Raw genomic sequence first — 22815 nt, 5'->3', positions numbered from 1 at the left:
TTTTGGAAAAAACTTACAAACATGAATAGAAAATTATTTTTTTTAGCCATTTTCCTTTTAGGAATAGTAACGGCAAATGCACAAACTAAAGAAGAGTTACAAGCTCAAAAATCTGAAAAGCAAGCTGCAGCTAATGCTTTACAAGCCGAAGCTAATGCTCTACAAGCGCAAATAGATGCACTTCCAGGCTGGAGAGTTGGTGCCTTTGGAACCATTGGTGGTAACATCTCTAACTTTAATAACTGGTACTCGCAAGGAGCACCAAATAACGCATCTGGAAATATTGGAATTACTTTTAATGGTTATGCTAATTTAATTGAGGAAAAGTTTTTTTGGAGAAACTCATTGACTACCAATTTAAATTGGGTAAAATTAGACAACAAAGATATTACTACCGATGATAAAAGCTTTAAGCCTACAACAGATGTGTTTAACATATCATCGTTGTATGGTAGAAATATTACTAAAGCATTTGCGGTTTCTGGATTAATGGAATACAGAACCACACTATTAAATAATTTTAATGATCCAGGCTATTTAGATCTTGGTGTTGGTGCTACTTGGACACCAATAAAAAATTTAATTGTCGTTATTCATCCATTAAACTACAATTTTGTGTTTAGTAATAATGATACTGTTTTTGAGTCATCATTAGGAGCTAAAATTGTTGCAGATTACACAAGACAAATTGGTGCCATAAACTTTAAAAGTAACTTTTCTACATTCCAAAGTTATAAAAGCAGTGACTTGTCTAACTTTACTTGGACAAACTCCTTTGGATATACCTTATGGAAAATGATTGGTGTAGGTTTTGATTTTGGTTTAAGAAGTAATAAACAAGAAGCTTTAAATTATGCTTTAGGGCAGTTTGACCCGTTAGCAGTTCCTACTCAAACTGAGCCAACGTTTGATAACGTAGATAATAAATTACAAACGTATTACACAGTTGGTTTAAGTTATAAATTTTAATACTACAGTCTATAAATACAAAAAAGCGCTTCCTTGAAAGAAGCGCTTTTTTTATGCTTGATTTTCATCATAATCCGGATACAGAAAATGATTGTATGGAAATCGTGTGATATGAATTTGTCTCACTTCTTCGTACACACGTTTTTTAAAATCCTCTAAATTTTCTTTATTTAATGCCGAAATAAACAAAGCATTATTGCCAAGTTTACTCATCCAAGTTTGTTTCCATTCATCCAATGAATAATGACTCTTTGTTCGCTCAGTTTCTAAATCATCCTCATCTAAAGGCTCTGCTGAATAGGAATCAATTTTATTGAATACCATAATGGTTGGCTTATCAGAGCTTTTTATTTCTCCTAAAATCTTATTGACGGAGTCTATATGCTCTTCAAAGTTAGGATGTGAAATATCAACAATATGAAGTAATAAATCTGCTTCCCTCACTTCATCCAAGGTACTTTTAAAACTTTCAACCAGTTGTGTAGGCAATTTTCTAATAAAACCTACAGTATCAGATAGCAGAAAAGGCAGATTTTTAATCACTACTTTTCTAACCGTGGTATCCAATGTAGCAAACAATTTGTTTTCGGCAAATACCTCACTTTTACTTATCACATTCATTAAGGTAGATTTACCAACATTAGTATAACCAACTAAAGCAACTCTAACCATAGCACCACGATTACCTCGCTGAACAGACATTTGCTTATCAATCGTTTTAATACGTTCCTTAAGCAAAGCTATTTTATCGCGCACAATACGCCTATCGGTTTCAATTTCTGTTTCACCAGGTCCGCGCATTCCAATCCCTCCTTTTTGGCGTTCAAGATGCGTCCACATACCACGTAAACGAGGTAATAAATATTCACATTGCGCCAACTCTACTTGAGTTCTTGCATAACTGGTTTGAGCACGTTGTGCAAAAATATCGAGAATTAAATTGGTTCTGTCTAGCACCTTACAATTAAGAATCTTACTAATATTTCGCTCTTGTGCCGATGACAATTCATCATCAAAAATAGCAGTGCCAATGTCGTTTTCATCAATATATTTCTTGATTTCCTCAATTTTCCCTGTTCCCATAAAGGTTTTAGGATTGGGCATATCCATCTTTTGAGTAAAGCGTTTTACGGCATATCCACCAGCCGTAAATGTTAAAAACTCTAGTTCATCTAAATATTCTTTAGATTTATCTTCATCCTGATCTTTAGTAACAACCCCTATTAAAACGGCTCTTTCTAAAGCAATATCTTTCTTCTCTAACATAAAAAAATTTATATGCAAAGTTACGCAATTGCATCCGTTTTAATTTTTATATTTTTGACGATATTTTTAAATCATGGCTGACTTTTTAGAAAAACCTACAAAAACTTCCAACTTACATACCGTAGCATTTTATAATCTTGAAAACCTGTTTGACCTCCAAGATGATCAACAAACAAATGATAATGACTTTTTACCAACTTCGGTAAAAAAATGGACCCATAAGCGCTATGAAAACAAACTGAGGAAATTAGGTTTTGCCATTTCGAATATAGGATTGCAAGAGACCGGTAAACACCCGGCCATTGTTGGTTTAGCGGAAGTAGAGAATGACACGGTTTTAAAAGATCTGTTAGCATCCAAACATTTAAGTGAGTGCAATTATGGTTTTGTGCATTACGATTCGTTAGACGAACGCGGAATAGACGTTGCGTTGCTTTATGACAGTACCTGTTTTCAAGTAACACATTCTGAAACCTTTAGAATTCATTTGGTTGATGATGATGGAACACCTGATTATACGCGAGATATCTTATTGGTTTCTGGGGTGCTTGAAGACGAAGATATTCATGTGATAGTAAATCATTGGTCGTCCAGACGAGAAGGCGAAAAAGAAACCGAGCCTAAACGCATGGCTTCTTCTAACAAAGTTATTGAGGTAATTAATAGCTTACGATTAGATGACCCTAACGCCAAAATTATTGTTGTGGGTGATTTTAACGATGATCCTTCTAGCAATAGCATTAAACATTTAGTCCACGAATCTAACTTATACAATGCCATGGACACCTTACGGTCTTTTAATAGAGGAACGACTAACTATAACCGCCAATGGAATTTATTTGATCAAATTATCATCTCAACTAATTTTTTTGAAAGTACCCCCGACAAATTAGAATTTGATACGGCCAATATTTTTGACGAAGATTTTTTAAAACTTTTTAATGGTAAATTTAAAGGTACTCCTTTTAGAACCTATGTTGGTAAAAAATACAAAGGCGGTTATAGCGACCATTTTCCCGTGTATGCTATCTTTAAGAAGTAAATTTGTTTTTTTAGCAAAGAATCAAAATAAAAAAATAGATTAACATGTTATTTTTCCTATAAATTAATTAATTTAGTTATTTAATATATAGAACTAGTCTTTTCATGAAAAAAAGCAAAATAATAATTTTGGTAATTACATTATTAACCATTTTTAATTTTCATGGACAAACATATTCGTCTTCTTTTGAAAAAGACATTTTTAATTCGTACAAAAAAGATTCTTTAAATTATAGTTTTTTAGAAAGCTTATTTGCTATTGATTCATCGATGAATCATGAAACCGTTAAAAAATATAAACAAGAAATATTATCTCTAATTAAAACTTTTCCATTAAAAGAAGATAAAGCTAAAAAAGAAAAAAGAAGAGTCAAAGAAATATATGACGAAATACATAGTAGGTTTTTTAAGAAATATGTTTTAGATTCCTATTTTACTGATATTTTCAATAATGGAACATACAACTGTGTAACAGCTTCCGCACTATATGCTTTTACCTTTGATGAGTTAGATATCCCTTATCATGTAAAAGAAACCCCTTCACACGTTTTTTTAATTGCCTATCCAGATACCTATAAAATATATTTAGAGACTACTGTTCCTGGTGCTTATGGTTTTACAATTCCTAAAGAGTCTGAAGTGAAAAAAATTATAGATGAGTTAATTGCCTATAAACTAGTGACCCTAGAAGAAGTGCTCGATAAGGGTTATATAAAATTTTATGAAGATTATTATTACGGGAAGGAGTTTATTGATAAAAAAGCTTTAATAGGCATGCAATATTACAACAATGGATTAACTAAATTAAACGATTCAGATTACGACAATGCTTTGAATAATTTAAGAAAATCTAAAGTTTTCTATTCATCACCTCTTATTAAACCCATCCTCAAGAGTATAATGTTTACAAAAGTCAATGAATTAGAATTTAATAAGATAGATGACATAGACTATTTAATTGAATTGCTAGCCATTTCAAATTATCCCGAAGATTATAGCATTAGTAATGTAAAATCTTTACTTTTTAAAATGATTGAACATGATGACACTAATAATGTGTTTATTGAGCAAGCAATAGAGAAATTTAAAACTATTCAAACTGAAAAAGTAAAAAACGAAACAATAGAATTTTTATATGATTACTTAGCTAGAGCTGCAGCTACCGATGAAGAATTAGATAAAGCATTGGATTATTGTGATGAAATTTTACTTTTAAATCCAAAAAGCAAAACAGCAGAACAAGTTATAGAATATGCTTGCTTCAAAAAGGTTATGCTTTCTATGTATGATTTGAGTTCTTTGGAATCTTTTCTTGAAATGAGTGAAAAGTATACATTTTTAAAATCCAATAACCGCTATAATATAAGCTTAGCACACTTTTATGGTAACATTGCTTTAATAAATTTCCAAAGTAAAAAAATTGAAACGGGTACAGATTACTTAAAAAAATTTGAATCTCTTGTGGATGACAATAATTTAGTTGATAACGTCAATAAGGTTTTAATTGCCGATTTATATCTTAAAGCCGGTAATTATTACTATTACAAAAATAAATATCAATCTTCTTATAGAATATATACAAAAGGGCTCTCTTATATTCCTAACCACCCTGATTTAGCAAAAAGAGCTCAATGGTCTAAAGAAGAACTTTAACCATTAAAAAAACATTAAGGCACATAATCAATACTAATATCATCCAATTCATAAACGCCATCAAAATTATCTTGTCCGCTACCCGTATATTTAAAGGCTATATACATAGTGCCTGAAGCACAGGATAAATCGACACTACCAGAGTTAAACCAAGGCACAAAAGAATCGGTATCTTTTACCACATAAGCCGCAGAAAGCACGCCCCATGTTGCAGATGTTATGTTGGCTTCAGTACCATCCCAATCAAGCGAATATAAAACCTCCATAAAACTACTATCGGCTAAACTATTAGAAGTTTTAAAACGCAATGTTACACCTTGATGAGTATCTAAATCAATTGCTGGTGTTATGAGCCAACCTATGTTACTTTCATCACCAGAACTTGCCGATTGAAATCGAGCCGACCGCCCTAACGATGCATTAGATGATGTTGACGAATAGGCTTCCCATGCTTCGCTTCCTGCTTCAATATAATTGGTCCAACCATCAATTTCTATGGGCTTATTATTTTTTTGAGATTCAAAATCTTCCGTTAGCAAATTCGCTGAACCTAATGTCGTGGCTAACCCACAATTTAATTCCATAGGGTCACAGCGTTCATTACTTTCAAAATTTATATCTGCTGCACTATTGATGATGAACACATTAAAATCATCACCAAAATCTCTACTAAATATACCTGTAACACTACCCTTCCCTTGTGGTACAATGAGTGATTTAAAATCTGCATACGTACTAGTCTGCAAAAAAATAGAAATACCCGAATCGCAATTTTCCAACAGTCTAAAACCATCAAATTCATCAAAGGATTCACTGGCATAGGTTGCGCCAAGCTCAAATCTATTAAGTTGCATATTGTTTAATTGAATTAACGTGTTTTGGTCTGCTTCAGTTAAATCCATCAAAGAGGCTACTTTGGGTTTAATTTCAACAACTTCGGAAGTTCTAATAAGTATCTTTCTGTATTCAAATTCCTGTATTTGTTCTAAATTTTGGTCTTCGCCTTTGGCAAGCGTTAACACACCATTAGATTCACCTATGGTTAAGCCATTCAATTTTATATACACTTTTCTTCCAAACTCATAGGTATCAGATAAACTTCCTACATTAACATCTACTCGTATACCAAATCTTGGGTCGTCGTCCGGATTGCTATCATCTACTTTATTTTGAATGATGAGTTCTTTAAAAAAATTACCTGCTTGATCGCTGGATATCACATACCCTTCAACATATAAATCTTCCTCTTCATCAATAATAGCTATCGCATTACCATTTGCAACTGCTTGCGCATATCTTGAATATAAGGTTTTAAAGGTGGTTAATTGATTTGCTGGAATTGTTATGTTATCTCCATCTTTTGGAGTTGGTATGCTGTAATCGTCGTCATTCACGCAAGACAACATAAACACGATACTAACCAAAATACTTAAAAATCTAGCCTTCATATTTTCTAATTCTTAAAATCTAACATATACATTCATAAAATAATTAGTCCCTCTACCGTACCAATATTTAGAACCAAAAACAGGTTTATCTAAAGCTTGATCGTCTCTTAATTGTCTGTAATTCGCATTTCTTCCTTGTTCAAATCCGCCTGTTTTATAAACTTCATCTAACAGGTTATTCACACTTGCAAAAAGCCCAATATAGTATTGCTTTATTTTCCAAGATTTTCCACCAATTAAATTAACCACCATATAATCATCAAAGCGTTCTTGTTTTAATAATGCTTTGGCTAAATTTTCATCATAATCAATAAAAGGTAAGCCATCAACATCCGTATAAAAATTATTAGTTCGTGTTAGCGGACTTATGTCCACATACGTATTCTTGAAAAAATTTACCGTAGCACCAAACCACCAATAGTCGGGGTCTCTATATTCAAACCCTACTGAATATGCTTGCTGTGGACCCGCAGCCAGTTTGTAATTCTTTAAATAGGATTTCCCTAAATACACATTCTCAAATCTATCGGAAGACAGATACAAATCGGGATTATTAGCATAAGTGTATTGCCCAAAAGATCCTGCTCCTTTTAGCTTTATTGTGGGTGTCACCTGAAATTCCACACCAAACTCAGCCCCTAAATGGTTTTTATTGATGCCTTGCAAAATTTCTTGAATAAATTCGGTGTCATCAGTTCCCGATTGTTGTGTTCCTGAATCGGCGATAATATTACCAATTCCATCAGCAAAGAAAAATGAAATTTCATTGGCATTTTTTAGTTGCGTATAAAAGCCTGTAAGTTTTGCTTTAATAGTCGGCGATCTAAAAATATAATTAACATCAACCGTGCTTATTTTTTCTTCTAAAATATTAGGAACAATATTATGATTTGACCTCGAGTTCGTATAACTATTTCTTATAGATGGCGCTTTGGTAATATAGCCTGCATTCACATTAAATACGTGTTTTCCTGTTAGTTTATACGTGAAGCCCGCTTTGGTGGCTATCCCTAAAAAAGATAGTTTTTCGCCTTTTCCAAAAGAATTATCCGCAAAAGTTTCAGTTTGAAATAATCCTTCGCGTTGGTATTGAGTATTGGTTAAACTTGTTGAAACATAAAAATCGGTTTTATTGTAGTTGAATTGCATTTGAGCGAATGCAGAAAGCACATTAGCCAACATATTATAATGATATCCGTATGTATCTCCTTCACCAGCAATAGTATTTGGGTTTTTTAAATTGAACTGAACGCCGTCAAAACTATCTACATTTAAAAACCCTGTTCCCCCCAAAAGATCTAAAACCTCTGCAAAATTTTCAGACTTTAGTTTCTTATAATTTATGGATGCATCAACTAATATATGCTCATTCCATTCAGCATTTAAGATAGAATTTATGGTTAACTGTTTATCATCTACCCTATCTTCATATAGCATATAGGTCGAATTTTTCCCTTGAGTCGCATTAATCATATTGGCATCATACATACTTTGCCAATTAATTTGTCCATCATTTAAAAAAGCTTGTTGGGCACCGTAAGCAAATTCTAAATCATCAGGGAAATTACGTTCAAAATAACTCGGTAGTTTTTGATAATATGAAGGACTTGGATTTCGTCCGCCACTTTCAAACGATTCCTGACCGTCAGCAGTTACAATACGAGTTGCTCCTCCATAGGCTAATCGACTATTTCCAAATTTCCCAAACTGATAACCGATATTGGTATTTAAAGTTGTTTTACTATTTATAGTCCAATAATGGTTTAACATTAAAATAGGTTCAACCACTTCTTTAATACGTGAGTTTCGTTTGTTACCCTCTTGCCAACCCCAATATTCATTATATTTTATTCCTTTTAAATCATAAACCTCTTGCGTATTAGGAGACGACTTTCCTCTTCGGTTAGGCGCGTATATGCCTGTAAAATTCAAACTATGGGTATCATTAAAAACTTTTTCAACAGAAACAAATAACGAATTGGCCTCATATAACGTTGCTTCCTGATATCCTTCGTTACCCCAGCGCCTGCCAAGAGACACCGTATACGCCCAATCTGATTTCAATAACCCAGAAGCATATGTTGCCATAAATCTATTGGCATAACTTCTATTACTATTTGAATACGTGACACGTCCTCCAGGAGACATTTTTGATGCTCTTACATTGATATTGTTTGTGCCTAAAATACCTCCAAATTGATAACTGGATGGCTGTAATCCAAAAGTAAGATCCTGATTTCGTAAGACATCATTCAATCCACCCCAATTACTCCATTGCGGACGACCATTATAAATTTTGTTCATGTCTATACCATTAATCAAAATGGAACTATTTTCAGAATCTAACCCTCGTATTTTAAAAAAAGACGAACTAAACTCAAAAGCTGCAGTACGTTGAAAAACATCAAGAGACGCCTGCAATAAACCAGAAATATTACCTAATCCATTTTCGTCATTATCCAATTCATCATCCGATAATGTAATAGTAAATAAGTTTTGCGCCGCAACATTATCATATTCCAAAGTCATATCGGTAATATTTACCGTTTTAAATTCATTAACCGTTATAGGATATCTTTTACTAATAAATCCGTCTTTGTCTATCCTTAAAACTTGTTCGCCTAATGGAATATTAGAAGAAAACAAAAACTCTCCTAAAGCATTGGTTTTAGTAGTCTGTTCAGTACCTTCAATAGTAACAGTAACATCTTGAAGAGGTTCAAAAGAAATAGCATCTTTTACACTCCCTTTTATTAGTGTTTCTTGTGCAAAAGTTGCACCCGTAAATAAAGTAACCCACAAAAAAATAAACAACCTACTTTTCATGTTTAATTTTGTATTTACACCCCTTATTCTTGTTAAAAAGATTTTTTATATGTCACAAATTAACATTTTTATTACAAATTATATTATTTTTAATTATATTTTGTAATAAAAATAGTGTTAATCTTATCCGCTATTCATGAAACTATTAAAGTGTATTATGGTTCTCCTTTTGCTAAGTTCTTTATCTCCAATAAAAGCTCAAGCCAAAAAAACCTATAAAATACATACAGTAGCATTCTATAATTTGGAAAACTTGTTCGATACTATTAATGACCCTACTAAGTTTGATGAGTCTAGTCCTATTATGGAACTTAAAACCAATCGTTCTAAAGTTTATAAAGAGAAGATTCACAATATGGCAAAAGTGATTGCTGATATTGGTTTTACAGACACCCATAATACGCCTGCCCTTATTGGAGTCTCAGAAGTTGAGAACAGAGAAGTTTTAGAAACTCTTATAAATGATTCTTTGTTATATAAAAAGGATTATGGGATTATTCAATATCCGTCACCTGATATTCGTGGTATTGATGTCGCTCTGTTATACCAAAAAAATCTTTTTATTCCAATTTCCTCAAGTAGTCATGAATTAAAGATTTATGATGATAACAGAAAACGTGTTTTTACTAGAGATCAGTTATTAGTGAGTGGACAATTAGATGGAGATCTTATTCATATTATTGTTAACCATTGGCCTTCAAGACGCGGAGGCATCAACAGTAATCCTAAACGGATTGCAGCAGCAAAGCTTACTAAGCATTTGGTTGATTCACTTCAAATTATAGATCCGTATGCTAAGGTTTTTATCATGGGCGATTTAAATGATGACCCAACAAGTCCGAGCGTCAAAGATGTATTAAAAACCAAAAGAAAGAAGACTAAAGTACGATTTAAAGGACTATATAACCCCTATGAGAATTTCTATAGAAATGGCTTGGGAACAACTGCTTACAGAGATTCATGGAGTTTATTTGACCAAATAATGATGACAGAACCGTGGGTCGATAAAGACTTTTCTACCTACAAGTTTTTTAAAGCAGGCATTTTTAACGCATCCTATTTAACTCAAAAAAGTGGACAATACAAAGGATATCCTTATAGAAGTTGGGGATATGAAGGATTTACAGGAGGCTATAGCGACCATTTTCCTGTGTATGTTTATGTAATTAAAGAAATTAAATAGGCCTACCAGAATTTAAACTTCTGATAGGCCATACTATAAATTTTAATCTTTTAACTATTATCCCATCCAAGTGCTCCAAGGAATACGCGATAAAAATAACACCAACGCTATGGTATAAAAAATAGCTATTATTTTCAATTTAGATTGTGAAGTTAACTTCTTTTTATGTTTTGAATAACCAATAGTTATTAAAGTAACAGCAATAATATTTACAAAAGGATGCTCTACAAGGTATAACCTTGCTAATGAATTACTCATTACTTTTCCTCCTAACTCGCTCCACAAATCAAATCTTGGAGACACAAAATACAGTACAAAACCAATAAGCAATTGAATATGCGATACGATTAAAGTAAACAGTGAAATTCTAAAATCTCTAGCTTCGTATTCTTTACCTGCAACGCTTTTGTATATGGCATTTATTACAGCTATTAGTAAAACTATAAGGACTACATAGGCCCAATAGGAATGAATTGTTATGACAGTATTATACATCGAATAATTTTTTTAATTTTTATTGAATTACAAATGTAGTAATTAAATAAATACTCATCTATTTTAAATTGTGAAGCAATATGTATATATAAAAAAACCGCTTCAAATGAAGCGGTTTTTAAAATTTTAAATAAAGACTATATTAGAAATTATATCTTAAAGAGAAATTCCATGTAGTTCCAAATCCAAACCAAACAGAGTTTCTAACATCAATACCTTTGTAAGTTGGGTTAGATCCATCTGCATGAATGTTAGTATTTGATTCTGCAATATATTCTTCATTAAATAAGTTATTGATATTTAATCTAGCTGAAGCATTATTTCCAAATAAATTGAAACGGTAAGTAGCACCTAAATCAATTAAATTATAAGCAGGAAGTTTCAATGCACCTTTATTATCAGGTTGCGTAAAATCAGAATCTAGAATACTGTAATCAGCATATAGGTTATTAACATTTCTCCAACCTAAATCAAAGGCTAAATGATCACTAACACTATAATCTGCTTGCATGAAAGCAACAAACTGAGCAGCATCACCTATTTTAGCATCTTTAGTGTATAGGGTTCCTGTTCCAATTTGTGTATTGGTATCATCAAACAATGTTGATGTAAAATCTTTAGTATATTTCCAATCTCCTATAGATAACATTCCTTTTAACTTCAAATTAGAGGTTGGTGTATAGTTTGCTTCTAATTCAAATCCGTTGTGTAATTCTTCAATGTTTTTAAACTGAGCTGTACCTGTAGCACCACCATCAATTGTAAAACTTCTAGAAATAAAACGGTTACCCCATTTTGTTGTATATAAGTTTATATTCATTGTAAATGATGGTAATCTCAATCCGTAACCTATTTCAAAAGAAGTGATTTTTTCGTTTTGAAGATCTGGATTAATGTCATTTGCAAAACCAGGGAATACTGCATCAAAGTTTGGTTGACGACTAATATAACCAGCATTAAAAAATACATTATTAGCATCATTAAGGTTATAATTGGCACCACCTTTTATGTAGCCACCACCAACATTTTTCTTTTTACTTAAAGGATTGGTAGGCTGATCAAATAAATCTTCTCTTTGGAATGACTGATTTGATAATCCACCTTGTAATACAGCAGTAAATGAATCACCAGAGTATTCTGCTAACCCGTTAAAACCTTGCCATCCTACATAACCAATGTTATAATAATCAATTTTTGGTCCTTTTAAACCAGTTTTCTTGAAAGGAGATGCATCGATAGTCGTTTCAATAATTTCGCCTGCACTATTTTGGTTACCGGTAGAATAGTAAGCATCTAAGCCCATTAGGTTCTCTAAAGCACGGTAGTGATAACCTGTATAATCACGTAAATCAACACCAACACTATATCTCATTTTACCTGTTTTGATATCTAAATTAGAAATCATTCCAACCCAGTCATGAGAGTTCATTGAAGCTCTTCTAACAAGTACAGCTCTGTTAACACCATCATCTCTAAATCCATTAGATCCAATTAAAAGACCGTTATAGCCGCTTATTGCTCCAGAGTATGGGGTTGTAGTAGTTCTGTTTACATTAACTACATTATCAAAATTGATTGATCCGTCAGGGTTTCTTGAGGCTGCACCATTACCTCTATTATTTAAGTGCTCCGTTAAGTCGATATTAAAAGGATATAAGTCGATATCACTATTACGGAAATTATTACCTCTTGGACCAGTACCTCCACCACGACCGGCAGAACCGTATAATGACGTTGCTAATTTAATGTTATCAGTTATTTCATAATCCCAGTTAAAGGTAGCTAAAGGTTTGTTGTAAAAGTTTCTTCTCATGTTGAACTCTTCACCATTTAAAAATCCAGCGTCAGTGTTCCATTTTCTGTCGATTCCACTATCACCAAAGTTTTGGTAATCACGGATAGATACCCAAGAAGAACGTTGGTGATGCCATTGTCCAGCACCTAAGAAAGAGAAGTTAAATTCGTGCTTAGACCCTTCTGGAGCATATCCAACCGCTGCAAAATAAGTCCATCCTGATCCTTTGGTGCCATTTACATAACCATCACCAGACCATTTAGATAATAAGAAACTACTAGACCAACCTTTATCATTTTGACCTGTACTGTAAGATGCTGTTGTTTTAGTGTAAGCATCATTACCAATAACTTGAGCTACAGAACCTCCTTGAGTACGCTCTGAAGCTTTAGTGAAAATAGATATTGTACCACCAACTGAAGGTACCGCCAATCTTGATGCTCCAACACCTCTCTGAATCTGAATTCCAGAAGCCACATCTGTAAGACCTTGCCAGTTTGACCAATAAACCGATCCGTTTTCCATATCATTAACGGGCTGACCATTAATCAAAATTGATGTATTCGTCTGATCAAAACCTCTTAAACTTATCCTTGAGTCACCGTATCCTCCTCCTGTTTTTGTAGCATAAACACCAGGTGTGCTGTTCATAATTTCAGGAAATTCCATGTTTCCTACTTTTAAAGCAATTTCTGATGCTTTAATCGAAGAAACAGCGATAGGTGTTTTTCTATCTACTGCAACATCTGCAATTCCTACAATTACTATCTCACCCAAAGAATTATCAGCTGATAAAGTAATCTGACCTAGATCTTGACTTCCATTAAAAGATAAAGTAACAGATCCGTAACCAACATAAGATACTACAATCTGTCCTGAAGTAGCTTTAGTTGTTAAAGTAAACTTACCATCAAAGTCTGAAGAAACACCGTTTGTAGTTCCCTTTTCTATGATGTTTGCACCAGGAAGTGGTGCATTAACCTCAGCATCAATTACAGTACCTGTAATAGTACTTTGTGCCATGGCAACTGTAGAAAAAACAAGAGCTACAGTTAACAATAAAAATTGAGTAGTTTTTTTCATAATTTTAATAAATATTAAATACTTGAATTAGTGAAGCAAAAATAAGCATAATATTATTTTTAATATTACCCTTATGTTAATAAATATTAACAATTGTGTATATAATAATTAACGCAATCTTAACACTATTTAAATTAGAAAAAAACCGATTTAGCAAGCTATTAATGCGGTTATGATAAGTTCTTGTAATAATTTAACAAATTGGTGGTTGAAGAATCATGTTTATTAACCGTTGAATTGTTAAATTCTTTTAAAATTTTACTCGCTAATTGCTTTCCTAATTCAACACCAAACTGATCGTAACTAAAAATATTCCAAATAACACCCTGCACAAATATTTTATGCTCATACATGGCTATAAGTTTTCCTAAACTTTCTGGAGTTAGTTTATTAATAAAAATCGTGTTGGTTGGTTTATTACCTGCAAATACTTTAAACGGTAACAACGTCTCACTAGCTCCTTCGGCTTTTACTTCAGCACTAGTTTTTCCATTTAACAAGGCTTCTGTTTGTGCTAAAAAGTTTGATATTAACTTGTCTTGATGGTCTTGATTACCATGCAACGATTTTGTAAACCCAATAAAATCAGCAGGAATTAATTTGGTTCCTTGGTGTATTAACTGAAAAAACGCATGTTGAGAGTTTGTTCCTGGCTCTCCCCAAATAATAGTACCTGTTTGATAGTCTACAGGATTGCCATTTCTATCTACACTTTTACCATTACTTTCCATAATACCTTGTTGCAAATAAGTTGCGAACTGATTCAGGTATTGAGAATACGGAATAATTGCTTCACTTTCAGCGCTAAAGAAATTATTATACCAAACACTTATCAAGGCTAAAATTACCGGAATATTAGTTTTGAAGTCTTCATTTTTAAAATGAGTATCCATTTTATGAGCGCCTTCAAGTAAACTATCAAAATTAGAATAGCCTACAGCCAAGCTTATTGATAATCCAACCGCACTCCAAAGAGAAAAACGACCTCCAACCCAATCCCACATAGGGAACACGTTGTTTTCATCAATTCCAAAAGACTTAACATGCTCAATATTGGTTGAAACGGCTACGAAATGTTTTGCGATAGCATCTTCTGGAGCAGTTTTTAAAAACCACTCCTTAATGGTGTTCGCATTAGACAACGTTTCTTGTGTTGTAAATGTTTTTGAAACAATAACAAAAAGCGTCGTTTCTGGGTTTAATGTTTTTATAACTTCATTTACATGATCCCCATCCACATTACTAACAAAATGAGTGGTTAAGTGATTTTTATAAAATTGTAATGCTTCAACTACCATTGCGGGTCCTAGATCAGAACCTCCTATACCAATATTTACAACATCGGTAAAACATTTTCCTGTAAATCCTTTTCTATCTCCATTAACAACTTCATTCGTAAAGGTTTCAATTTTTTGTTTTACCTGATAAATTTCTGGCATTACATTAACTCCATCAACTTCAAAATTAGCCGTTTTTGGTGCTCGCAATGCAGTGTGTAAAACTGCTCTTCCCTCTGTTTGATTTATAAGTTCTCCTGAAAACTGACTCTGAATGGCTTCTTTTAATTTAACATCTTCAGCTAACTGCAATAAATGGCTTAATGTTTCTTCAGTGATTCTATTTTTTGAAAAATCAACATAAAAATCATCCCATTTAATGGTGAATTTATCTGCTCTATTTTTGTCTTCATAAAACAAATCTTTCATTTGAACATCTTGCATGTCTTTGAAATGTTTTTGAAGATGTTTCCATGAATTAGTTTCTGTTGGGTTTATATTAGGAAATGCCATTATTTTATCTGTGAAATTAAATTATTCTCAAGGTTTTTATCTTCTAATCTTTCCTCTTTTATCTCTTTAAAAGGAATGCTGTCTAACTGTTTTTTTATAGGTTTTATAAAATCAAAAAACTTTGCTTTAAGTGACTCTGAAATCGGTTCAGCCTCAGGTAGTTTTTCTCTTAACGGGTCGACTTGTCTTCCGTTTTTCCAAAACCGGTAACATACATGAGGACCTGCTGTATTCCCTGTCATACCAACCCAACCAATAACATCACCTTGCTTTACAAACTGCCCTACTTTAACTTTTCGTTTTTGCATGTGGAGGTACTGTGTTTCATAAGTTGCATTATGCCTTATTTTCACATAATTACCATTACCACTTGTATAACTTGCCTTTGTTACAGTACCATTAGCAGTTGCCATGATTGGTGTTCCAACTGGGGCTGCAAAATCAGTTCCTTTATGTGGTCTGATTTTATTTCCGTAATAAGCAATACGTCTTCTTAAATTATATCGAGATGATATTCTGCTAAATTGAACAGGCGCCTTTAAAAAAGCACGTCGGAGGTTTTTTGCGTCTTCACTAAAATAATCCTTTATATGTTTTAAACTATCTGTTTCAAATTGAAACGCATAAAAGGGTTCGTTGTTATGTAAAAAATAAGCGGCTTTAACATTATAAACCCCAGCATAAATAGAATCATCAATATACTTATCTGTGTAAATAACTTTGAATTTATCTCCTTTTTGAAGTCTATTGAAATCAATAGTCCATGCATAAATTTCATCGGCCATTTTATAAGCTAAACGTAAACTTAACCCTTGCTCGTCTAGAGCTTCAGAAATATTTGTTTTAATCACTCCTGTAGCCGTTTTTTCAATATAAGTAATTGGTTTCCTGCTAGTATAAGCATGTATGGAATCTTGAAAGTTAATCACCACATATTCCTCAAGAGTTGGCTGGTAAATAAAACATTTTGGTTCTTGTAATGAGTCTTTAGAGCAAAGCAAAGTATAGGGCTTTCCTACTTGTAACCCTCTGGCAATATCAAAAGTATCTTTAGCTTTTTGGACAATATTAAAAATTTTAGGATATCCTAATTTATTGCGCTCTAAAATGTCCCCAAAGGTATCACCGTTTCTTACAGTATCTCGTTTAACTACATAATCATTTAAATTAAACCCAAACTCGTGAACTTCCTCTGGCTCAACAACGGCCAAATCGTCGGGTTCGTTTTTTAAATTTTGTTGTTCTTTTTCTTTACAATTAAAAAAAGATATTGCTATTAAAATTAGTATTAAACTTCTGTTCCCCAATCCCGTAATTCTTGGTCTGTCCATAAATCTGGAAAAAATATTCTTTTTTGATATTTTGGATGCATATACTTTACCCATTCACTTCCTCCTGTTGCTTCGGTGGTTTGCCCACCAATATTTAAATAATGATTTGCTGTATTATAATGTGCCATAACCCATTTTATATTGACCGTATAGTCATAATGTCGCATGGCTTTTATTAATTCTTTATTCTCTTTTTCTTCTTGTGGCAAAGACTTAAACTTAGTCCACAAATTATGTGTGTTATAAAATTTTGTAAATCTAATAAATTCCTCTTTGTATTTCTGTTCAAAAACTGTTAATGTATAACTTTTTTTTCCTGTTTTATAATCTTTCCCAGCTGCCTGCCAATACAAATGTTCAAAAGCATTTTCGTAGGATGAATTTCTATCTATGGTTTCTCTAAAACGGTTATCAATAAGGTTAATAAGTTCGGTTGACGCAAACTCAATTTTTCTGTACTGAGCACTTTGGAAACCACTTGCAGGCGTTAAGGTGGTTCTGAATTTGTTGTATTGCTCAACATCCATTCCATCTTTCATAATACTAAAAGATGAAGTAAGCATATCAAAATAACGACTGATGCGCATCATTTTTGACGAAAACAATACGGCACTTACCTCTTCTGTTTTTGCCACCTGCTCAATTTCGCTAAGAATCATTTTAAACAATAGCTCATTAATTTGATGATACATGATGAAAACATTTTCATCGGGCAAAGTCGTACGCGTTATTTGAAGATTTAAAAGTGCGTCTGTTTGAATATAATCCCAATAGGTAATGGGTTTGCTATATAACAATCCTTCTAAATGAACATCTAAGTCTTGTTCTATTTTATTATATTTCTCTCTAAGTTGATCAGTTGTTTTTGTTTTCAAATTCTTTTAATTATCAACAACTACCTTGAAAGAGTGTTGCAATCCTTTAAAAGCTTCCAAATCAGCCCTTAAAGACCCTACTGCTAAATCTGCTCTGATTCGTAAAGGTAATTTATTTTTATCTCTGGAAACCCAAAGGGTTAAACTTTCTTCTTCTTTAAAAACCCGTCCTGCCATTACATAAGGTCTAAATTTCAAACATTCTATATTTCCAAAATCTGTATTAATGGTTTCTTCTCCTAAATACTTTAATTTAAAACCATAGTTTTCTTTATCAAAAAACATATCTGTTCTAATCTCATCACCAATTTTCAAATCTTTTGGATTTATAGTATTACGCAAATAGTAATAGGTTGACACCATGTCTTGAATATTTGGTGTGGTAGCATATACAGTTTTGGTATTGTTTTTTTTATCTGTTACATAGGCTTTGTTTTCTCTGTGGTCAAAATCAATTTCCAAATCTTTTGTGTAACCTCCTTCATCTATATTTCTTATGAATTTGTAAGGCAATAAGGTTTCTCTGTCGAAATAGCTTTCATATCTATCTTTTACTTTAAAAAACCATTTAATCATACCAGTTGTCCAACCCTTTCCTGTTACATGATAAACATCTTTATCATTAAGTTTTGTTTCTTTAACTGAAAGAGTTGCATTTCCTGCTTTTAAGAATCCACTATAACTCATCCTAAATTTAAACCATTCACCATCACCAAATGAAGATTCTTGTTGAGAAAACGACAACTGCATCGTAAATATTGCGGCAATTATAAGTAGTGTTTTTTTCATTTGTTATTGGGTCATTGATAATATAATTTCTTTACAATTATATTTGTTTCAAATAAAGAAATTACAATTACTGTTCCAAAAATATAAAAATTACTTTAACGGTTTATCATTATAAGAAGAGCTTAACGTTAATTTGTTACAAAAAACAGCATACGCTACCAGTAATTGATAGCGTATGTTGAAAATTTTGATCTGTATATTTACTAAAGCGTTCCTCGATTGGCTTGCTCTCTTTCAATAGACTCAAAAAGTGCTTTAAAATTTCCTGCTCCAAAACCTTTAGCTCCCATGCGTTGAATAATTTCAAAAAACAATGTTGGTCTGTCCTCAACTGGTTTTGTAAAAATTTGAAGTAAATAACCTTCTTCATCGGCATCTACCATGATAGATAAGTTTTGAAGCTCTTTCAAGTCTTCTGTCATCATGTCTTTATGCTCTCCTAATCTGCGTGGAATATCATCATAATAGGCTTGTGGTGGTGGTGGTAAAAAATCAACACCTCTTGCTTTTAATTGAGACACGGTAGCAATAATATCGTCTGTTGAAACTGCTATATGTTGTACTCCTGCACTTTCGTAAAAATCTAAATATTCTTCTATTTGAGAACGTTTTTTACCTTTTGCAGGTTCGTTTATGGGGAATTTTATACGTCCGTTACCATTACTCATCACTTTACTCATGAGGGCAGAATATTCGGTATGAATTTGTTTGTCATCAAAGGATAAGAAATTTTCAAAACCCATCACCTCTTCATACCACTTCACCCAAGTATTCATTTGTCCCCAACCCACATTGCCTACCATGTGGTCAATATATTTTAAACCCACTGGTGTTGGATTATAATCTGATTCCCATTTTCTGAAACCTGGCAAAAACGTTCCGTTATAATTTTTGCGTTCTACGAACATATGCACTGTTTCTCCGTAGGTATAAATACCAGCACGAACCACTTCGCCATGTTCATCTTTTTCTACCACAGGCTCCATATATGATTTTGCACCTCGTTTGGTGGTTTCTTCATAAGCTTTTTTAGCATCTTCAACCCAAAGCGCAATAACCTTAACACCATCACCATGTTTTACAATATGATCATTGATTGGTGATTTACTGCTTAAAGGTGTTGTTAATACTAATGTGATTTTATCTTGTTTTAATACATAACTTACAGAGTCATTCGAGCCTGTTTCTAAACCTCTATACGCATAGGATTGAAAGCCAAAAGCAGTTTTGTAAAAATGTGCCGATTGTTTAGCATTACCGACATAGAACTCGACATAATCGGTTCCTAAAAGTGGTAAAAAATCTTGTGCCCCTTCAAATATTTTTTCTAAACCGTAGTTTACTGATTTTACTTGTTTACTCATTAGTTTAATTTAGAATAGAGAAGATAGAATAGAGAGAAAAGACTTTTAGAGTTTGTTTTGAAAGCTCATTGTCATTTTTTGGAACTCTGCTATTTTTTCTTCTAATGTTTTTAATTGTTCTTCTGAAATAAATTCTCTTTTATTCGCTATAATTAATTGTGTTTCAAGTTCAAATGATGAACCCAAAGAAATATCTAAGAAATGTGAAAAAGATTTGTCTGTTCTAGATGAACCCTCAGCTATATTACTTGGAATTGAGACAGAACATCTGTTGATTTGTGAAACCAATCCAAACTTCTCTTCTTTTGGAAAACTATCAGTAATTTTAAAAATATCATCTACAATTTCAATTCCTATATTCCAAATTTTAAGGTTCTTATAGTTATGTCTTTTTCTATTACTCAACTTCTCTTTTCTTTTTTCTTGATTCTCTTTTCATTTTTTACTCCAACCAAGACTTATGATAGTTTTCATCGGCAATTTTCATTGCCTCCTCTGTGACCATTAATGGTTTAAAAGTATCTATCATAACGGCTAATTCTTCTGTTTTTGTTTTACCTATGCTTCGCTCGGTTGCTCCAGGATGTGGACCATGAGGTATGCCTGCAGGGTGCAAGGAAATATGACCTGCAGCAATATCATTTCTGCTCATAAAATCGCCATCTACGTAATACAACACCTCATCACTATCTATATTACTATGATTATAAGGGGCTGGAATAGACTGCGGATGATAATCGTACAATCTAGGAACAAAACTACATACTACAAAGGCATCGGTTTCAAAGGTTTGATGTACTGGAGGCGGTTGGTGAATTCTTCCTGTTATGGGTTCAAAATCATGAATTGAAAACGCATAGGGATAATTAAACCCATCATAACCAACAACATCAAACGGATGTGATGCATACACCATATCAAAAATGTCATTCTGCTTTTTAACTTTTATTAAAAAGTCTCCCGATTCGTTATACGTTTCAAGTTCTTGTGGTTGACGAATATCACGCTCGCAAAACGGAGCATGCTCTAATAATTGTCCAAACCAATTTCTGTAACGTTTTGGTGTGTAAATAGGACGATGCGACTCAACCATGAAGAGTCTGTTATCTTCGGTATCGAAATCAATTTTATAAATAACACCTCTTGGAATTAATAGATAGTCACCATATTTAAAATCGATATTTCCTAAATGTGTTCGTAATTTTCCTGTTCCTTTATGGATAAAAATTAATTCATCGGCATCTGTATTTTTATAGAAATAATCTTTAGTAGATTGCTTTGGTGCTGCCAAAATGATGGAACAGTCACTATTGGTCAAGATTGCTTTTCTACTATCTAGAAAATCGTCTTCTGGCTTTACCTGAAAACCAACAAATCTGTAAGACTGTATATGATTTGCTTTTGCAATTTTTGGCGCTACACTATATTGCCCTTTAATTTCTTTGACCTGAGTTGGACGCTGCTCATGGTAGCTATTGGTTGACATACCATCAAAACCAATAGTGCCAAAGAGCTGCTCATAATACAGACTCCCATCTGGTTTTCTAAATTGGGTGTGTCGCTTGGGCGGAATTTTTCCTAATTTATGATAAAATGGCATTTTATTACATTTTTAAGATTAAAAAATCAACGTTTAAAACTTAAGTTGTTAAACTTTAAAAAGATACGTAAAATTATAATTAAAGCCTTCTTATTCAGGATTTCTCTTGATAAGGTAGTGTAAAAATTGCAGTAAATCTTTCCAAAAAAGTGCCATACACTAACAAATATCGTAAAAAATAATTAACCTAATATATTGCTAATGCCTTTTAACCAATCATTAAGATTTGTCTCATTAGTATTAAATGCTATACTCTTATTTCCATAGGGTTGATACTTTTCAAGCTTAGTCACTTTAAAAAATCCAACAACAGGTATTTGAGCCGCACTTGCTAAATGCATCACGCCATTATCTGGAGCTATAAAAATAGCTGTATTAGCTAAAAGTCCACACATCTCTCTAACATCTTCGCTATAATGATTAGGTGCTTTGAAATTAATCTTAGAAATATTTTCAATCGGTAATAATTCCATAATATTATAATTTGGAAAATCACTTTTTAAACGATTGTAAAAAATAGCCCACCAATCTTCATCGTAAATTTTATCTCCTGTAGCATTGGTATAAATACAAATTGTTGGCTTATCATTTTTAACAACCTCTTTCAATGTGGCTTTCCCTTTACTAATTTCATCATCACTCAACTTAATATTTATGGTAGGAATGGGTTTTTTGCTTTCTGAATAACCTAAAAGATTTAGATATTTCCTTAAATGATAAACAGGATACTTGGCAATATGGTCATAATCATCGAACATTTTTTCAAGTTCTTCATCTGTTTCACCAAACACTTTATACGGTGCTTTTACGATTTGAGTAGACAGTCGGCCTGAAGATGAGTTTTTATCACCATTAATTACCAAGTCATATCTATACTTTTTTAGCTTAAACCAACATTTTATATACTTTATTAACTCATTAAATGGCTTTCTTGGAAGTTGTATGATGGTATCTACATGCTCGTAATTTTGAAAAACAAGATTAGCTACTCCTCCTTTAACAAACAAATCAATTTTACAATTTGGAAATGTATTTATGACTTCTTGCACTAAAGGTGTTAACAATAATTGATTGCCTAATCTGTGGTTCGGTCTTGAAATTAAAACTCGATTAATCGTTGGCTTTTCACCTGGAGACAACATGGTTTCTTTGTGTGAATTCCCAATGTTTTTAGTCAATTGATGCATGATGCGCATCCTTATCTTATTTATTCTTTTAGATACTTTCATTCGAGCTCTCTGTCATAAAAAATTTGTTATGCAAAAGTACTTTTTTACTACTTTTTAGCCTAATAAGAATCAATTGAA

General features: G+C 32.7%; 17 protein-coding genes. 4 read left to right on the top strand and 13 right to left on the bottom strand.

Annotated features, from left to right (window positions below; translation table 11 throughout):
• The first annotated feature begins 21 nt into the window (after nucleotides 1-21).
• The gene (locus G5V56_RS02070; RefSeq protein WP_166960551.1) at nucleotides 22-969 is read left to right on the top strand and encodes a DUF3078 domain-containing protein; all 948 of its coding nucleotides are present in this window, start codon (nucleotides 22-24) and stop codon (nucleotides 967-969) included.
• A gap of 51 nt (nucleotides 970-1020) precedes the next feature.
• On the opposite strand, the gene hflX is transcribed toward G5V56_RS02070, so the two are convergent.
• The gene (hflX, locus tag G5V56_RS02065) at nucleotides 1021-2235 is read right to left on the bottom strand and encodes a GTPase HflX (RefSeq protein WP_166960548.1); all 1215 of its coding nucleotides are present in this window, start codon (nucleotides 2233-2235) and stop codon (nucleotides 1021-1023) included.
• Nucleotides 2236-2308: 73 nt separating this feature from the next.
• Here hflX and G5V56_RS02060 point away from each other — a divergent pair, with 73 nt between their 5' ends.
• Together G5V56_RS02060 and G5V56_RS02055 are read left to right on the top strand one after the other, a co-directional pair.
• Nucleotides 2309-3277 carry an endonuclease/exonuclease/phosphatase family protein gene (locus tag G5V56_RS02060; RefSeq protein ID WP_166960543.1) on the top strand — a complete coding sequence of 323 codons (969 nt, stop codon included), beginning with the start codon at nucleotides 2309-2311 and terminating at the stop codon, nucleotides 3275-3277.
• Nucleotides 3278-3381: 104 nt separating this feature from the next.
• Nucleotides 3382-4929, top strand: a complete 1548-nt coding sequence (locus G5V56_RS02055; protein WP_166960541.1) for a hypothetical protein — start codon at nucleotides 3382-3384, stop codon at nucleotides 4927-4929.
• 14 nt (nucleotides 4930-4943) lie between these two features.
• Here the strand turns inward: G5V56_RS02055 and G5V56_RS02050 are convergent, their stop codons facing one another.
• On the bottom strand, nucleotides 4944-6377 hold the full coding sequence (locus G5V56_RS02050) for a DUF5689 domain-containing protein (protein ID WP_166960538.1): 1434 nt from the start codon (nucleotides 6375-6377) through the stop codon (nucleotides 4944-4946).
• 12 nt (nucleotides 6378-6389) lie between these two features.
• On the bottom strand, nucleotides 6390-9203 hold the full coding sequence (locus tag G5V56_RS02045; RefSeq protein ID WP_166960535.1) for a TonB-dependent receptor: 2814 nt from the start codon (nucleotides 9201-9203) through the stop codon (nucleotides 6390-6392).
• A gap of 136 nt (nucleotides 9204-9339) precedes the next feature.
• Here G5V56_RS02045 and G5V56_RS02040 point away from each other — a divergent pair, with 136 nt between their 5' ends.
• Nucleotides 9340-10386: an endonuclease/exonuclease/phosphatase family protein gene (locus G5V56_RS02040; RefSeq protein WP_166960532.1), complete on the top strand. Its 1047-nt coding sequence runs from the start codon at nucleotides 9340-9342 to the stop codon at nucleotides 10384-10386.
• Between the two features lie 57 nt (nucleotides 10387-10443).
• On the opposite strand, the gene G5V56_RS02035 is transcribed toward G5V56_RS02040, so the two are convergent.
• From G5V56_RS02035 to G5V56_RS01990, 10 genes are all read right to left on the bottom strand, one after another.
• Nucleotides 10444-10881, bottom strand: a complete 438-nt coding sequence (locus G5V56_RS02035; RefSeq protein WP_166960529.1) for a hypothetical protein — start codon at nucleotides 10879-10881, stop codon at nucleotides 10444-10446.
• Between the two features lie 142 nt (nucleotides 10882-11023).
• Nucleotides 11024-13759, bottom strand: a complete 2736-nt coding sequence (locus G5V56_RS02030; RefSeq protein WP_166960526.1) for a TonB-dependent receptor — start codon at nucleotides 13757-13759, stop codon at nucleotides 11024-11026.
• Nucleotides 13760-13929: 170 nt separating this feature from the next.
• Nucleotides 13930-15549 carry a glucose-6-phosphate isomerase gene (pgi, locus tag G5V56_RS02025; protein ID WP_166960523.1) on the bottom strand — a complete coding sequence of 540 codons (1620 nt, stop codon included), beginning with the start codon at nucleotides 15547-15549 and terminating at the stop codon, nucleotides 13930-13932.
• Nucleotides 15549-16880, bottom strand: a complete 1332-nt coding sequence (locus tag G5V56_RS02020) for a M23 family metallopeptidase (protein ID WP_166960520.1) — start codon at nucleotides 16878-16880, stop codon at nucleotides 15549-15551. The genes pgi and G5V56_RS02020 overlap by 1 nt, the downstream gene beginning before the upstream one ends.
• A complete protein-coding gene (locus G5V56_RS02015; RefSeq protein ID WP_166960517.1) occupies nucleotides 16838-17755 on the bottom strand; it encodes a tryptophan 2,3-dioxygenase family protein in 918 nt (305 codons plus the stop codon). The genes G5V56_RS02020 and G5V56_RS02015 overlap by 43 nt, the downstream gene beginning before the upstream one ends.
• 6 nt (nucleotides 17756-17761) lie before the next feature.
• A complete protein-coding gene (locus G5V56_RS02010) occupies nucleotides 17762-18544 on the bottom strand; it encodes a DUF3108 domain-containing protein (protein ID WP_166960514.1) in 783 nt (260 codons plus the stop codon).
• Nucleotides 18545-18747: 203 nt separating this feature from the next.
• Nucleotides 18748-19908: a 4-hydroxyphenylpyruvate dioxygenase gene (hppD, locus tag G5V56_RS02005; protein WP_166960511.1), complete on the bottom strand. Its 1161-nt coding sequence runs from the start codon at nucleotides 19906-19908 to the stop codon at nucleotides 18748-18750.
• 45 nt (nucleotides 19909-19953) lie between these two features.
• On the bottom strand, nucleotides 19954-20313 hold the full coding sequence (locus G5V56_RS02000; protein WP_166960508.1) for a four helix bundle protein: 360 nt from the start codon (nucleotides 20311-20313) through the stop codon (nucleotides 19954-19956).
• Between the two features lie 37 nt (nucleotides 20314-20350).
• On the bottom strand, nucleotides 20351-21508 hold the full coding sequence (locus G5V56_RS01995) for a homogentisate 1,2-dioxygenase (RefSeq protein WP_166960505.1): 1158 nt from the start codon (nucleotides 21506-21508) through the stop codon (nucleotides 20351-20353).
• Nucleotides 21509-21690: 182 nt separating this feature from the next.
• Nucleotides 21691-22737 carry a glycosyltransferase family 9 protein gene (locus tag G5V56_RS01990; protein ID WP_166960502.1) on the bottom strand — a complete coding sequence of 349 codons (1047 nt, stop codon included), beginning with the start codon at nucleotides 22735-22737 and terminating at the stop codon, nucleotides 21691-21693.
• Nucleotides 22738-22815: the final 78 nt, after the last annotated feature.

It is taken from the genome of Yeosuana marina (assembly GCF_011762485.1).
Lineage (GTDB): Bacteria > Bacteroidota > Bacteroidia > Flavobacteriales > Flavobacteriaceae > Yeosuana > Yeosuana marina.
This window is presented reverse-complemented; position numbering and strand designations above follow the sequence as displayed.

Excerpts from the sequence above, each read along its gene's own strand:
- G5V56_RS02070 (WP_166960551.1), top strand. The coding sequence starts at position 22 with ATGAATAGAAAATTATTTTTTTTAGCCATTTTCCTTTTAGGAATAGTA.
- hflX (WP_166960548.1), bottom strand. The coding sequence starts at position 2,235 with ATGTTAGAGAAGAAAGATATTGCTTTAGAAAGAGCCGTTTTAATAGGG.
- G5V56_RS02060 (WP_166960543.1), top strand. The coding sequence starts at position 2,309 with ATGGCTGACTTTTTAGAAAAACCTACAAAAACTTCCAACTTACATACC.
- G5V56_RS02055 (WP_166960541.1), top strand. The coding sequence starts at position 3,382 with ATGAAAAAAAGCAAAATAATAATTTTGGTAATTACATTATTAACCATT.
- G5V56_RS02050 (WP_166960538.1), bottom strand. The coding sequence starts at position 6,377 with ATGAAGGCTAGATTTTTAAGTATTTTGGTTAGTATCGTGTTTATGTTG.
- G5V56_RS02045 (WP_166960535.1), bottom strand. The coding sequence starts at position 9,203 with ATGAAAAGTAGGTTGTTTATTTTTTTGTGGGTTACTTTATTTACGGGT.
- G5V56_RS02040 (WP_166960532.1), top strand. The coding sequence starts at position 9,340 with ATGAAACTATTAAAGTGTATTATGGTTCTCCTTTTGCTAAGTTCTTTA.
- G5V56_RS02035 (WP_166960529.1), bottom strand. The coding sequence starts at position 10,881 with ATGTATAATACTGTCATAACAATTCATTCCTATTGGGCCTATGTAGTC.
- G5V56_RS02030 (WP_166960526.1), bottom strand. The coding sequence starts at position 13,759 with ATGAAAAAAACTACTCAATTTTTATTGTTAACTGTAGCTCTTGTTTTT.
- pgi (WP_166960523.1), bottom strand. The coding sequence starts at position 15,549 with ATGGCATTTCCTAATATAAACCCAACAGAAACTAATTCATGGAAACAT.
- G5V56_RS02020 (WP_166960520.1), bottom strand. The coding sequence starts at position 16,880 with ATGGACAGACCAAGAATTACGGGATTGGGGAACAGAAGTTTAATACTA.
- G5V56_RS02010 (WP_166960514.1), bottom strand. The coding sequence starts at position 18,544 with ATGAAAAAAACACTACTTATAATTGCCGCAATATTTACGATGCAGTTG.
- hppD (WP_166960511.1), bottom strand. The coding sequence starts at position 19,908 with ATGAGTAAACAAGTAAAATCAGTAAACTACGGTTTAGAAAAAATATTT.
- G5V56_RS01995 (WP_166960505.1), bottom strand. The coding sequence starts at position 21,508 with ATGCCATTTTATCATAAATTAGGAAAAATTCCGCCCAAGCGACACACC.
- G5V56_RS01990 (WP_166960502.1), bottom strand. The coding sequence starts at position 22,737 with ATGAAAGTATCTAAAAGAATAAATAAGATAAGGATGCGCATCATGCAT.